Genomic DNA, 13284 nt, shown 5'->3' with positions numbered 1-13284 from the left:
CTGGGCGTGTACATGAGCCCGGCCATGCAGCAGCGCTACCCGGGCGTGGAGTTCAGCCAGTTCATGGGCGCCGAGATGATGGCCGGCAAGTACGGCCTGGCCAAGGACCAGCTGGACGCCTATGCGCTGCAAAGCCATGAGCGCGCCGTGCAGGCCGCGCGCGAGGGCCGCTTCGACCGCGAGATCCTGGCCGTGCAGGCGCGCAGCGCCGAAGGCGGTGCCGAGGGCGAAGGCCAGCCGCACACGGTGGATGAAGGCATACGCTTCAACGCCACGCTGGAAGGCATTGCCGGCGTCAAGACCATCCGCGAGGGCGGCTGCGTGACGGCGGCCACGGCCAGCCAGATCTGCGATGGCGCCAGCGGCGTCATGGTGGTCAGCGAGCGCGGCCTCAAGGCCCTGGGCGTGCAGCCGCTGGCGCGCATCCACCACATGAGCCTGCTCGGGCATGACCCCGTGATCATGCTGGAGGCCCCCATCCCCGCCACCCAGGCCGCGCTGAAGAAGGCCGGCATGCGCATCTCCGACATCGACCTGTACGAAGTCAACGAGGCCTTTGCCCCCGTGCCCCTGGCCTGGCTGCAGGCCACGGGCGCCGATCCGGCGCGGCTCAACGTCAACGGTGGCGCCATTGCGCTGGGGCATCCGCTGGGCGCCTCGGGCACCAAGCTCATGGCCACGCTGATCCACGCCCTGCATGCGCGCGGCGGTCGCTACGGCCTGCAGACCATGTGCGAGGGCGGCGGCATGGCCAACGTCACCATCATCGAGCGTCTTTAGGCGCCGCCATGCCACCGTGCGGCCGGCGCGGCCCGCGCCGGTCGCCCACCATCGGGGGGAGGGAAAGCCATGAGCCAGGACTCGCAGCCCCTGCTGCGCATCGAAGGCGTTTCGCTGCGCTTCGGCGGCATCGTCGCGCTGGACGGCGTGAGTTTCGATGTTGCGGCAGGCCAGATCTGCGGCCTCATCGGCCCCAACGGCGCAGGCAAGAGCAGCCTGTTCAACTGCCTGTCGCGGCTGTATGCCTGGCAGGCCGGCCACATCCGCTTTCGCGGCCAGCCGCTGGCCACGCTGGCGCGCCACCGCATGGCCGCGCTGGGCATGGGCCGCACCTTCCAGAACCTGGCCCTGTTTTCCAGCATGACGGTGGCCGACAACGTGCGCCTGGGCACGCACAGCCACCAGCACGCCGGCTTTGTGCGCGATGCCCTGCGCCTGCCCGGCGTGCGCCGGCGCGAGGCAGAAGCCCGCGCCCAGGCGCAATCGCTGATGGCCCTGCTGGAGCTGACGGGCGTGGCAGAGCGCCGCGTGGCCGACCTGCCCTTCGGCACGCAAAAGCGCGTGGAGCTGGCGCGCGCCCTGGCCTGCCGCCCGCAGTTGCTGCTGCTGGACGAGCCGGCCTGCGGCCTCAACCATGAGGAGCTGGCCGGCCTGGGCGACCTGATCCTGTCGCTGCGTGACCGGCTGGAGCTGACCGTGCTGCTGGTGGAGCACCACATGGGCCTGGTCATGCGCGTGAGCGACAAGGTCGTGGCGCTGAACTTCGGCCGCAAGATCGCCGAGGGCACGCCCGGCGAGGTCCGCGCCCATGCCGAAGTCATCCGCGCCTACCTGGGTTCGGACATGCAGCCGCAGGATCAGGACAGGGAGGTGGCGCATGCCGGCACTGCTTGAAATCCGCGGACTGCATGCGGCCTACGGGTCGGTGCGCGTGCTGGACGGCATCGACATGGACCTGGCCGAAGGCCGCGTCACGGCCCTGCTGGGCGCCAATGGCGCGGGCAAGACCACCACGCTGCGTGCCATCTGCCGCCATTTGGTGGACACGCGCGGCGAGGTGCGCCTGGCCGGCGAACGCATAGACCGGCACAGCACCGAGCGCATCGCGCGCCAGGGCGTGGGCCATGTGCCCGACGGGCGCGGCACCTTCGCCCAGCTCAGCGCCGAGGAGAACCTGCGCCTGGGCGCGCAGGCCCGCCCCACGCGGGCGGCCCGCGCCGACGTGGGCGGCGATATGGAGCGCATGTTCGGCTACTTCCCCCGCCTGCGCGAGCGCCGCACCCAGCAGGCCGGCACGCTGTCGGGCGGCGAGCAGCAGATGCTGGCCATTGCCCGCGCCCTCATGGGCCGCCCGCGCCTGCTGCTGCTGGACGAGCCCTCCTTCGGCCTGGCGCCGCTGGTGGTGCGCGACATCTTCGGCATCCTGCGGCGCATCAACGCCGAGCAGGGCACGACCATCTTGCTGGTGGAGCAGAACGCGCGCCTGGCGCTGGAGCTGGCGCACAGCGCCTACCTGCTGGAGACCGGCCGCATCGTGCTGCACGGCCCCAGCGAAGCCATGCGCCGCAACGATGCGGTACGCCAGGCCTATCTCGGGGAGTAGCGGCGATGGACGCCTTCATCCACCAATTGCTGGCCGGCCTGGCCACGGGCGGCATCTATGCCACCGTGGCCCTGGCCCTGGTCATGATCTACCAGGCCACGCACCACATCAATTTCGCGCAGGGCGAGATGGCCATGTTCTCCACCTTCATCGCCTGGGCGCTGCTGCAGGCGGGGCTGCCGTACTGGTGGGCCTTCCTGGCCACGGTGGCGCTGTCCTTCGTACTGGGCGCGGCCGTGGAGTTCACCATCATCCGCCCCATGCACAAGGCAGCGGACCTGGCCCAGGTGGTGGTCTTCATCGGCCTGCTGATCGTCTTCCACAGCCTGGCCGGCTGGATCTTCGGCTACACCATCAAGGAGTTTCCCAGCCCGTTCCCGGCCGACGCCTGGTATGGCAGCGCCCTGATGTCGGCCCACGAGGTGGGCACCATCTTCGTGGCGCTGGCCATCGTGGCCCTGCTGTTTGCCTTCTTCCGGCTCACGCCGCTGGGGCTGGCCATGCGCGCGGCCGCGCAGAACCCGGCCTCCTCGCGCCTGGTGGGCATCTCCGTGGGGCGCATGCTGCTGCTGGGCTGGGGCCTGGCCGGCGCCATCGGCGCGGTGGCCGGGATGATGGTGGCGCCCGTGGTCTTCCTCGATCCGCACATGATGAGCGGCGTGCTGCTGTATGCCTTTGCGGGCGCGCTGCTGGGCGGCATCGACAGCCCCGCGGGCGCCGTGCTGGGCGGCTTCATCGTGGGCGTGCTTGAAAACCTCGTGGGCAGCTACGTGGTCGGCACCGAACTCAAGCTTTCTGTGGCCCTGGTGCTGATCGTGGGCGTGCTCATCGTGCGGCCGGCCGGGCTGATGGGCCGCAAAGTCGTCAGGAGGGTTTGAACAATGCCCCCCCTGAGCGGCTACGCCGCTTCCCGTTGCACGGCGCCCCCTCTCTCGCTACGCGGGAGGGGGACGACACCCTCGCGGCGGGGCGGCGCGGCCGGCGTAGGCCCTTGCCCGGTGTCCCTCGCTTTTGGACCACGCCAGTTTTGTGCCCAACGCCCTGGAGAACAATGATGTCCACACGATCCGCCTCCTCGTCTGACGCACTGGTCGCCGCCACCAGCGCACGCCGCCCCCTGCCCCTGGGCACGGTACTGATCGCGGCGCTGGCGCTGGCGGCCTGCCCGCTGGTCTTCGTGGCCAAGGGCTACCAGCTGTTCCAGGCCACCATGGTGCTGGCCTATGCCGTGGCCCTGGTGGGGCTGAACATCCTCACGGGCTACAGCGGCCAGATCTCGCTGGGCCATGGCGCCTTCTTCGCCATAGGCGCCTATGCGGCCGGCATCCTGATGGACCGCGCGGGCCTGGCCTACTGGCTGGCCGTGCCTGCAGCGGGCCTGGTGAGCCTGACGGCGGGCTACCTGTTCGGGCGGCCCGCGCTCAGGCTGGAAGGGCTGTACCTGGCGCTGGCCACCTTTGCGCTGGGCGTGGCCATGCCCCAGCTGCTCAAGTACCGCCACCTGGAGGCCTGGACCGGCGGCGTGGGCGGCATCGTGCTGACCAAGCCCGAGGCGCCCTGGGGCCTGCCGCTGGATGCCGACCAGTGGTTCTACCTCTATGCATTGGCCGTGGCGGCGCTGCTGTTCTGGATGGCGCGCAACCTCATAGACAGCGGCAGCGGCCTGGCGCTGCGCGCCATCCGCGACCACGCCATGGCGGCCGAGGCCATGGGCGTGGACAACGCGCACTGCAAGTCCATGGCCTTTGCGATTTCGGCCGGCTACACGGGCGTGGGCGGCGCGCTGTCGGCCATTGCCGTGCAGTTCGTGGCGCCCGACTCCTTCACCATGTTCCTGTCGATCTCGCTGCTGGTGGGCGTGGTGGTGGGCGGCGTGGGAACGCTGTGGGGCGCGCTGTTCGGCGCCCTGTTCATCATGTTCATCCCGGGGCTGGCCGAGCAGGTGTCCAAGGCCGCGCCCTGGGCCGTCTACGGCACCGTGCTCATCGTCTTCATGTTCGCCATGCCCGGCGGCGTGATGGGCCTGCTGCACCGGCTGGGCCGGCCGGGCCGGCGCCTGCCCCGGCAGCGGCCGCGTGCCTGACTTTCCATCCCCACCCACAGGAGTCCCCCATGAATTCCAGTCCGGCCGTCCGCATGGAACGCCACGGCAACAACGGCGAGATCGCCCTCATCGTCCTCCAGGACAGCGCCCGCATGAATCCGCTGGGCAGGCCCTTGCAGCTGCGGCTGCGCGAACTGCTGGCCGAGGTGCGCGAGGACACCTCCCTCCGCGCCCTGGTGCTCACCGCCGAGGGCCGGGGGTTTTGCGTGGGCGCGGACCTGTCGTCCATGGGCGGCGCACAAGGCGGCGCACAAGGCGGGGCGCAAGGCGGGGCACAAGGCGGGGCCCAGGCCGACGGCCGCACGCTGGGCGCGCAGACGGCCGACAACATGCACCAGCTGTCCAACCGCCTCATCCTGGACCTGCAGCAGTTGCCCGTGCCCGTGGTCTGCGCCATCAACGGCGCGGCAGCCGGGGCCGGCGTGGGCCTGGCCCTGGCCGGCGACGTGGCGCTGGCGGCGCGCTCGGCCTACTTCTACCTGCCTTTCCTGCCGCGCCTGGGCATCGTGCCGGACCTGGGCACCACCTGGTTCATCGAGCGCCGGCTGGGCCGTGCGCGCGCCCTGGGCCTGTCCCTGCTGGGCGACAGGCTGGGCGCGCAGCAGGCTGCCGACTGGGGCCTGGTCTGGGCCTGCGTGGACGACGAGGCCCTGCGCGAGCAGGCCCTGGCCACGGCCGCCCGCCTGGCGCGGCTGCCGGCCGGCGCCGTGCTGGAAGCCCGCCGCGCGCTGGACCACGCAGCCGCTTCCACGCTGGAGCAGCAGCTTCACTACGAGGCCGAACGCCAGCGCGATCTGGTGGGCGCGCCGGCCTTCATGGAGGGCGTGCAGGCCTTCATGCAAAAGCGCGAACCCGTGTTCGCGCCACGCCAGCCGGGCTGACCGCCGCGCCTTCCCGCCACGCCTTCCCGCCGCACCTTCCCGACGCGACTTGCTGCGCCCGCACATGCATTCGTCGGAATCGACGATGGGCGCGCGCCGGGCCGGTTCCTACCATGGACCGGCCACCACAAGAAAAGCGGGCACGGCGCCCGCAAGCCAGGAGACCACCATGCGCAACCCCTTCGCCCGCGGCCCCCGCGCCCTGATCGCCTGCCTGGCGCTGGTCCTGCCGGCCGTCACCCAGGCGCCAGCCCAGGCCCAGACCCAGACTCAGACTCAGAAGAAGTACGACACCGGCGCCAGCGACAGCGAGATCCGCATCGGCAACTTCGTGCCCTACTCGGGCCCGGTGTCGGCCTACGGCACCATCGGCAAGGCCCATGCGGCCTACTTCGCCAAGATCAATGCCGAGGGCGGCATCAACGGCCGCAAGATCACCTACCTCTCCGCCGACGACGCCTACAACCCCGCCCAGAGCGTGGAGCAGACGCGCAAGCTGGTCGAGCGCGACGGCGTGCTGCTGATGTTCGGCGCGCTGGGCACCTCGCACAACCAGGCCGTGCATCGCTACATGAACCAGCGCAAGGTGCCCCAGCTGTTCGTCTCCACGGGCGCCACGCGCTGGGGCGATCCGAAGAACTTCCCCTGGACCATGGGCTGGCAGCCCACCTACCAGCTCGAAGGCCGCACCTTCGCCCAGCACATCCTGGCCACGCGGCCCCAGGCCAAGGTGGCCGTCCTGATGCAGAACGACGACTTCGGCAAGGACTACCTCAAGGGCGTGCTCGACGGATTCGGCGAGCAGGCCAAGCAGCGCATCGTCGTGCAGCAGACCTACGAGGTCGGCGACCCCACGGTGGACAGCCAGATGGTGGCGCTCAAGGGCTCGGGGGCGGACACCTTCATCAACATCAGCACGCCCAAGTTCGCGGCCCAGTCCATACGCAAGGCCGCCGACATCGGCTGGAAGCCTGCGCACTACCTGGTCAGCGTCTCGCTGTCCATCAGCTCGGTGCTCAAGCCCGCGGGCCTGGACAACGCGCGCGGCGTGATGACGGCCAGCTACCTGCGCGAGCCCTCGGACCCCACCAACCAGGGCACGCCCGAGCTGGCCGGCTACCTAGCCTTCATGCAGCAGTTCTACCCGGCCGGCGACCCCAACGATTCGCTCAACGTCATCGGCTACTCCCAGGCCCAGACCCTGGTGCAGGTGCTCAGGCAGGCCGGCGACGAGCTCACGCGCGCCAACATCATGGAGCAGGCCGCCAGCCTGAAGATGGACCTGCCCATGCTCTACCCGGGCATCAGCCTGCAGACCGGTGCGGACGATTTCTTCCCCATCAAGAAGATGCAGCTCGTGCGCTTCGACGGCAGCCGCTACGCGCCCGTGCAATGACCCCGGCCTTCAGGACAACGACAGGAGACACCCCCATGCCCGCCTTGCAAGGACTGATGCAGGACCGCCCGCTCATGATCTCGTCGCTGATCGAGCATGCGGCGCGCTTTCACCCGCACACCGAGATCGTCTCGCGCCTGCCGGAAACCCGGGACGGTGGCCTGCACCGCACCGACTGGGCCGGCATGCGCCGCGCCTCCTGCCAGGTGGCCAACGCCCTGCAGTCGCTGGGCGTGCAGCCTGGCGAACGCGTGGGCACGCTGGCCTGGAACAGCTGGCGCCACCTGGCGCTGTACTTCGGCGTCTCGGGCAGCGGCGCGGTGCTGCACACCATCAACCCGCGCCTGTTTCCCGAGCAGATCGAATACATCGCCAACCATGCCGAGGACCGGGTGCTGTTCTTCGACGTGACCTTCGCGCCGCTGGTGGAAAAGCTCGCACCGCATCTGAAGACCGTGACCACCTATGTCTGCATGAGTTCGCGCGAGCACATGCCCGCGCTGGACCTGCCCGGCCTGCACTGCTGGGACGAGCTGGTGGGCAACCAGAGCGAGGACTTCGACTGGCCCGAGTTCGACGAGCGCACGGCCTCCTCGCTGTGCTACACCTCGGGCACCACGGGCCACCCCAAGGGCGTGCTGTACTCGCACCGCTCCACCGTGCTGCACACGCTGATGGAGCTGGCGCCCGACACCTTCGGCCTGAACGCGAGCGAGACCGTGATGCTCATCGTGCCCATGTTCCATGCCAACGCCTGGGGCACGCCCTATGCGGCGGCCATGGCCGGCGCACGGCTGGTGCTGCCCGGCCCCCACCTGGACGGCCAGAGCGTCTACGAGCTCATGCGCGACGAGAAGGTCACCTTCTCGCAGGGCGTGCCCACCGTGTGGCTGATGCTGTTCCAGTACCTGGATGCGCATCCCGACATCGACCCGCGCGCGCTGGGCGTCAAGAGCATAGGCATCGGCGGCGCGGCCGTGCCGCGCGCCATGCTGGAGCGCTTCGAGAACCAGTTCGGCGCCCAGGTCGTGCAGGGCTGGGGCATGACCGAGACCAGCCCCATCGGCGTGGTCAGCAAGCTGCTGCCCCGGCACGACGCGCTGTCGGGCGAGGAACTGGTCAAGGTCAAGCTCAAGCAGGGGCGCGGCGTCTGGGGCGTGGACCTCAAGATCGTGGACGACGACGGCCGGCCCCAGCCCTGGGACGGCCAGGCCCGGGGACACCTGCGCGTGCGCGGCCCCTGGATCGCCAGCGGCTACTTCAAGGGCGAAGGCGGCTCGCCCGTCGATGAGGAAGGCTTCTTCACCACGGGCGACGTGGCCACCATCGATGCCGACGGCTTCCTGCAGCTGGTGGACCGCGCCAAGGACGTGATCAAGTCGGGCGGCGAGTGGATTTCCTCCATCGACGTGGAGAACGCCGCCATGGGCCATCCCGGCGTGGCCGAGGCCGCCATCATCGGCGTGGCCCATCCCAAGTGGCAGGAGCGGCCGCTGCTGCTGGTGGTGCCACGCGCAGGCCACAGCGTCAGCCGCGAGTCCATGCTCGACTTCCTGTCCACGCGCATCGCCAAATGGTGGCTGCCCGACGATGTGCTGCAGGTGGCCGAGCTGCCGCACACGGCCACGGGAAAACTGCTAAAGACCAAGCTGCGCGAGCAGTACAAGAACCATCCACTGCCCACGGCCTGAAAGGAGACCTCCATGCCAGGACCGCTTGAAGGCGTGCGCGTGGTCGAGTTCGCGGGCCTGGGCCCGGGGCCGTTCTGCGCCATGCTGCTGGCCGACATGGGTGCCGAGGTGCTGCGCATCGCGCGGCCCGGCACGCCGGTCGATGCACAGGACATCACCACGCGCAGCCGCAGCCAGGTCGAGATCGACCTGCGCGGCGAGGAAGGCCAGGCCTCGGCCCTGGCGCTGATCGCACGCGCCGATCTGCTCATCGAGGGCTTTCGGCCCGGCGTCATGGAGCGCCTGGGCCTGGGCCCCGAGCCCTGCCTGGCGCGCAACCCGCGCCTGGTCTACGGCCGCATGACGGGCTGGGGCCAGCACGGGCCGCTGGCGCATGCGGCGGGGCATGACATCAACTACATCGCCATCTCCGGCGCGCTGCACGCCATCGGCCGCGCGGGCGAGGCGCCCGTGCCGCCGCTCAACTACGTGGGCGACTTCGGCGGCGGCGGCATGCTGCTGGCCGTGGGCCTGCTGGCCGCCCTGCACGAGGCCGGGCGCAGCGGCCGGGGCCAGGTCATCGATGCGGCCATGACCGATGGCACGGCCCTGCTGTCGGCCTTCATGTACGGCTTCAAGGCCAAGGGCCAATGGAGCAACCAGCGCGGAGAGAACCTGCTGGACGGCGGAGCGCACTTCTATGACACCTATGCCTGCGCCGACGGCAAATACATCGCCATAGGCGCCATCGAGCCGCAGTTCTACGCCGAGCTGCGCCAGCGCTGCGGCATACAGGACCCGCTGTTCGACGCGCAGCTGGACGCCGCGCGCTGGCCCCTGCTCAAGCTGCGCCTGGCCGACGTGTTCCGCACGCGCACGCGCCAGCAGTGGTGCGAGTTGCTGGAAGGCAGCGATGCCTGCTTCGCCCCCGTGCTCGACTGGGACGAGGCGCCCCAGCACGCCCACAACCGCGCACGCGCCACGTTCACCGAGGCCGGTGGCGTGCTCCAGCCCGCGCCGGCGCCGCGTTTTTCGCGCAGCGTGCCCGAGCAGCCCCGCCCCCCGCGCGCCGCGAGCCTGCAGGACACGCTGGCCGCCTGGAATGCCCGCTCCTGAGGAAACCCCATGCCCATGTATCTCACCCAGGCCATCCACAAGGGCCGCCGCGAAAGGGCCGGCGCCACGGCGGCCATCTGCGGCGAAGAGCAGGCCAGCTGGTCGCAGCTTGCGCAGCGCATCGAACGCTGTGCCGGCCTGCTGCGGGCGCTGGACGTGGCGCCCGGCGACCGCGTCGGCATGATGGGACTGAACTCCATCCGCTACCTTGAATACTTCTATGGCTGCTGGTGGGCAGGCGCCGCGGTCAACCCCGTCAACATCCGCTGGAGCGCGCACGAGGTGGCCTACTCGCTGGACGATTGCGACACGCGCGTGCTCTTCGTGGACGATGCCTTCGCGCCCCTGGTGCCCCGGCTGCGCGAGCTGTCCTCCAGCCTGCGCACCGTGGTGTTCTGCGGCACGGGCGCCGCGCCCGAAGGCGCGCTGCACTACGAGCAATTGCTGGCCGCCGCCACGCCCTGCGCCGACGCGCTGCGCAGCGGTAACGACCTGGCCGCCGTCATGTACACAGGCGGCACCACGGGTCGGCCCAAGGGGGTGATGCTCAGCCACGACAACCTGTTCATCAACGCCCTGTCCAATGCCAGCAACGTGCCGCGCCAGCATGTGAAGGTGGGCATGGTGGTCACGCCCATGTTCCATGTGGCCGGCTGCGGCCTGGCCCTGCTCATGGCCCAGCGCCTGGTGCCCCAGGTCATCGTGCCGGCCTTCGACGAGCTGGCCATCCTGGACGGCGTGCAGCAGCACGGCGTGAACGAGCTGTTCCTGGTGCCCACCATGATCCGCCGGCTGATCGAGCATCCGCGCCTGGCCGAATTCGATCTGTCCAGCCTGCGCCTCATGCTCTATGGCGCGGCGCCCATCGATGCCACCTTGCTGGAGCGCGCCATGCAGCTACTGCCCGGCGCCGACTTCGCCCAGGCCTACGGCATGACCGAGCTGTCGCCCACCATCGTGTCCATGGGCCCGGCCGAGCACCGTCCCGGCCCGCAGCGCGAGCGCCTGCTGCGCGCGGCCGGCCGGCCCGTGACCATTGCCGAGGTGCGCATCGTCGATGGCGAGGGCCGCGAGCTGCCGCCCGGCGAGGTGGGCGAGATCACGGCACGCGGCCCCATGGTCATGCAAGGCTACTGGAACAGGCCCGCCGAGACGGCCGCCGCGCTCAAGGACGGCTGGATGCACACGGGCGACATGGGCCGGCTGGATGCCGACGGCTACCTCTTCGTCGTGGACCGGCTCAAGGACATGATCGTCAGCGGCGGCGAGAACGTGTACTCGGCCGAGGTCGAGAACACCATCGCCCAGCTGCCCCAGGTCGCCATGTGCGCCGTCATCGGCGTGCCTGACGAACGCTGGGGCGAGCGCGTGCACGCGGTGATCGTCGCGCGCGAGGGCCAGCCGCTGACCGAGGCCGAGGTCATCGCCCACTGCCGCGAACGCATCGCGGGCTACAAGTGCCCGCGCTCGGTGGAGTTCCGCAGCGAGCTGCCGCTGTCGGCCGCCGGCAAGCTGCAGAAATTCCAGCTGCGCGAACCCTACTGGCAGGGCCGCGAACGCCGCATCAACTAACCCCCACGAACCACCAGGCCACGCCATGCCACTGCAACTGACACGCTCCTGGAGCACCCCCGAGCTGGAAAGCCTGCGCGCCACCGCCGTGCGCTTTCTGGAAACCGAAATGCAGCCGCAGGACGAGGCCGCGCGCCAGCGCGGCAACGTGGGCCATGCCATCTGGCGCCGCGCCGGCGAGCTGGGCCTGCTGTGCACCGACATCCCCGAGGAATACGGCGGCGGCGGCGGCGACTTCCGCCACGAGGCCGTGATCCACGAGGAGATGGCGCGCCGTGCCCTCTCGGGCATGAGCAACTCCGTGCACTCCATCGTGGCCCACTACCTGCTCAACCACGGCACCGAGGCGCAAAAGCGCAAGTACCTGCCCGCCATGGCGCGCGGCGAGCTGGTGGGCGCCATCGCCATGACCGAGCCCGGCGCGGGCTCGGACCTGCAGGGCGTGCGCACGCGCGCAGAACTCAGGGACGGCCGCTACCGCATCAACGGCAGCAAGACCTTCATCACCAACGGCCTGCTGGCCGGCCTGATCCTCGTGGTCTGCAAGACCGACCCCGCCCAGGGCGCGCGCGGCACCTCCATCCTCATCGTGGAGACGAAGGACTGCGCGGGCTTTCGCGTGGGCCGCGTGCTCGACAAGATGGGCATGAAGGCCCAGGACACCTCGGAGCTTTTCTTCGACGACGTGACCGTGCCGCAGGACGCGCTGCTGGGCGGGCGCGAAGGCCAGGGCTTCTACCAGCTCATGGGCGACCTGCCCTACGAGCGGCTGATCATCGGCCTGGCCGCACTGGCCTGCATGGAAGGCGCCTACGAGGCCACGCTGGCCTACGTGCGCGAGCGCCGCGCCTTCGGCCAGGCCATTGCCGACATGCAGAACACCCGGTTCAAGCTCGCCGAAGTGGCCACCACGCTGACCGTGGGCCGCGCCTTCATCGACCGCTGCGTGGAGCAGCTGGTGGCCGGCACGCTGGACACGGCCACGGCCTCCATGGCCAAGCTGTGGGGCTCGGAAGCGCAGGGCCGCGTGCTCGACGAACTCGTGCAACTGCATGGCGGCTACGGCTACATGAACGAATACATGGTCACCCGCATGTACGCCGATGCGCGCGTGCAGCGCATCTACGGCGGCACCAGCGAAATCATGAAGGAAGTGATCGCTCGCGCGCTCTGACGCTCTGACGCTCTGATCCCCTGGCGGCGCCAAGCGCTGCCTCAGTCCCCCTATCCCTTCCCCGGCAGCACAGGAGACAGCAGCCATGACCCTCGACGACCTCATCTACAAGCCCGGCCTGCTCAAGGGCGAACGCATCCTCGTCACTGGCGGCGGCACCGGCCTGGGCCGTGTCATGGCCGAGGCCTTTCTCATGATGGGCGCCGACATCTACCTGTGCGGCCGGCGCGGCGCCGTGGTCGAGCAGACAGCGCAGGAGCTGGTGCAGCAGCACGGCGGCCGGGCCACGGGCCATGCCTGCGACGTGCGCCAGCCCGAGGCCGTGGAGCAGATGATCGAGGCCATCTGGGCCGACGGCGGCGCGCTCACGGGCCTGGTCAACAACGCGGCCGGCAACTTCGTCAGCCGCACCGAGGACCTGTCCATGCGCGCCTTCGACGCCGTGGCCAACATCGTCATGCGCGGCAGCTTCAACCTCACGCTGGAGTGCGGCCGCCGCTGGCTGGCCGAGGGCCGCAAGGCCAGCGTGCTGTCCATCCTCACCACCTGGGTCTGGAACGGCTCGGCCTTCACCGTGCCCTCGGCCATGGCCAAGTCGGGCGTGCATGCCATGACGCAGTCGCTGGCCGTGGAATGGGGCAACCGGGGCATACGCTTCAACGCCATCGCGCCGGGCCTGTTCCCCACCGAAGGCATGAGCGCGCGGCTGAACCCGCAGGGCGGCGAGCATGTGCGTGCCGACAACCCCATGGGCCGCAACGGCCGCATGCCCGAGCTGGCCAACCTGGCCGTCTTCCTCATGAGCCGCCAGGCCGAGTACCTGACGGGACAGACCATCGCCATAGACGGCGGACAATACCAGGCGACGGGCGGCAACTTCGCCGGGCTGGCCAGCTGGAGCGACCAGGACTGGGCGAATGCGCGCAGCGCCATCGAATCGCGCAACGCGGCCGACCGCCAGCAAAGAACCGCATAGACACAAGGAGAC

At 70.1% G+C, this 13284-nt stretch carries 12 protein-coding genes; all 12 read left to right on the top strand.

Translation table 11 applies throughout. The annotated features are described in order from the left end of the window. On the top strand, positions 1–780 hold a 780-nt coding region (locus JHD82_RS01590; RefSeq protein WP_199135204.1), incomplete at its 5' end, for an acetyl-CoA C-acyltransferase. 69 nt (positions 781–849) lie between these two features. Continuing rightward, on the top strand, positions 850–1674 hold the full coding sequence (locus tag JHD82_RS01585) for an ABC transporter ATP-binding protein (protein ID WP_199135203.1): 825 nt from the start codon (positions 850–852) through the stop codon (positions 1672–1674). Beyond that, positions 1658–2383: an ABC transporter ATP-binding protein gene (locus JHD82_RS01580; protein WP_199135202.1), complete on the top strand. Its 726-nt coding sequence runs from the start codon at positions 1658–1660 to the stop codon at positions 2381–2383. The genes JHD82_RS01585 and JHD82_RS01580 overlap by 17 nt, the downstream gene beginning before the upstream one ends. Positions 2384–2388: 5 nt before the next feature. Further along, the gene (locus JHD82_RS01575) at positions 2389–3261 is read left to right on the top strand and encodes a branched-chain amino acid ABC transporter permease (RefSeq protein ID WP_199135201.1); all 873 of its coding nucleotides are present in this window, start codon (positions 2389–2391) and stop codon (positions 3259–3261) included. Between the two features lie 176 nt (positions 3262–3437). Further along, the gene (locus tag JHD82_RS01570) at positions 3438–4466 is read left to right on the top strand and encodes a branched-chain amino acid ABC transporter permease (RefSeq protein ID WP_199135200.1); all 1029 of its coding nucleotides are present in this window, start codon (positions 3438–3440) and stop codon (positions 4464–4466) included. A gap of 29 nt (positions 4467–4495) precedes the next feature. Continuing rightward, on the top strand, positions 4496–5368 hold the full coding sequence (locus JHD82_RS01565; RefSeq protein ID WP_199135199.1) for an enoyl-CoA hydratase-related protein: 873 nt from the start codon (positions 4496–4498) through the stop codon (positions 5366–5368). 169 nt (positions 5369–5537) lie between these two features. Beyond that, positions 5538–6764, top strand: a complete 1227-nt coding sequence (locus JHD82_RS01560) for an ABC transporter substrate-binding protein (protein WP_199135198.1) — start codon at positions 5538–5540, stop codon at positions 6762–6764. A gap of 35 nt (positions 6765–6799) precedes the next feature. Next, complete coding sequence (locus tag JHD82_RS01555) at positions 6800–8455, top strand: long-chain-fatty-acid--CoA ligase (RefSeq protein WP_043819689.1); 1656 nt, start codon at positions 6800–6802, stop codon at positions 8453–8455. 12 nt (positions 8456–8467) lie between these two features. Continuing rightward, positions 8468–9550, top strand: a complete 1083-nt coding sequence (locus JHD82_RS01550) for a CaiB/BaiF CoA-transferase family protein (RefSeq protein WP_012206624.1) — start codon at positions 8468–8470, stop codon at positions 9548–9550. A gap of 9 nt (positions 9551–9559) precedes the next feature. Continuing rightward, positions 9560–11122: a long-chain-fatty-acid--CoA ligase gene (locus tag JHD82_RS01545; protein WP_199135197.1), complete on the top strand. Its 1563-nt coding sequence runs from the start codon at positions 9560–9562 to the stop codon at positions 11120–11122. A 25-nt stretch (positions 11123–11147) separates the two neighbouring features. Beyond that, entirely contained in the window at positions 11148–12296 is a 1149-nt protein-coding gene (locus JHD82_RS01540; RefSeq protein ID WP_199135196.1) for an acyl-CoA dehydrogenase family protein, read from the top strand. Positions 12297–12381: 85 nt separating this feature from the next. Continuing rightward, positions 12382–13272 carry an SDR family oxidoreductase gene (locus tag JHD82_RS01535; protein WP_199135195.1) on the top strand — a complete coding sequence of 297 codons (891 nt, stop codon included), beginning with the start codon at positions 12382–12384 and terminating at the stop codon, positions 13270–13272. The last annotated feature ends 12 nt before the right edge of the window (positions 13273–13284 follow it).

The sequence above is a fragment of the Delftia sp. ASV31 genome (assembly GCF_016428765.1).
GTDB classification, from domain to species: domain Bacteria; phylum Pseudomonadota; class Gammaproteobacteria; order Burkholderiales; family Burkholderiaceae_C; genus Comamonas; species Comamonas acidovorans.
The sequence above is the reverse complement of the archived record's forward strand: the minus strand, read 5'-3'. Positions and strand labels throughout refer to the sequence as shown.

Coding starts and splice junctions, on each gene's coding strand:
- JHD82_RS01585 (WP_199135203.1), top strand. CDS start 850: ATGAGCCAGGACTCGCAGCCCCTGCTGCGCATCGAAGGCGTTTCGCTG.
- JHD82_RS01580 (WP_199135202.1), top strand. CDS start 1,658: ATGCCGGCACTGCTTGAAATCCGCGGACTGCATGCGGCCTACGGGTCG.
- JHD82_RS01575 (WP_199135201.1), top strand. CDS start 2,389: ATGGACGCCTTCATCCACCAATTGCTGGCCGGCCTGGCCACGGGCGGC.
- JHD82_RS01570 (WP_199135200.1), top strand. CDS start 3,438: ATGTCCACACGATCCGCCTCCTCGTCTGACGCACTGGTCGCCGCCACC.
- JHD82_RS01565 (WP_199135199.1), top strand. CDS start 4,496: ATGAATTCCAGTCCGGCCGTCCGCATGGAACGCCACGGCAACAACGGC.
- JHD82_RS01560 (WP_199135198.1), top strand. CDS start 5,538: ATGCGCAACCCCTTCGCCCGCGGCCCCCGCGCCCTGATCGCCTGCCTG.
- JHD82_RS01555 (WP_043819689.1), top strand. CDS start 6,800: ATGCCCGCCTTGCAAGGACTGATGCAGGACCGCCCGCTCATGATCTCG.
- JHD82_RS01550 (WP_012206624.1), top strand. CDS start 8,468: ATGCCAGGACCGCTTGAAGGCGTGCGCGTGGTCGAGTTCGCGGGCCTG.
- JHD82_RS01545 (WP_199135197.1), top strand. CDS start 9,560: ATGCCCATGTATCTCACCCAGGCCATCCACAAGGGCCGCCGCGAAAGG.
- JHD82_RS01540 (WP_199135196.1), top strand. CDS start 11,148: ATGCCACTGCAACTGACACGCTCCTGGAGCACCCCCGAGCTGGAAAGC.
- JHD82_RS01535 (WP_199135195.1), top strand. CDS start 12,382: ATGACCCTCGACGACCTCATCTACAAGCCCGGCCTGCTCAAGGGCGAA.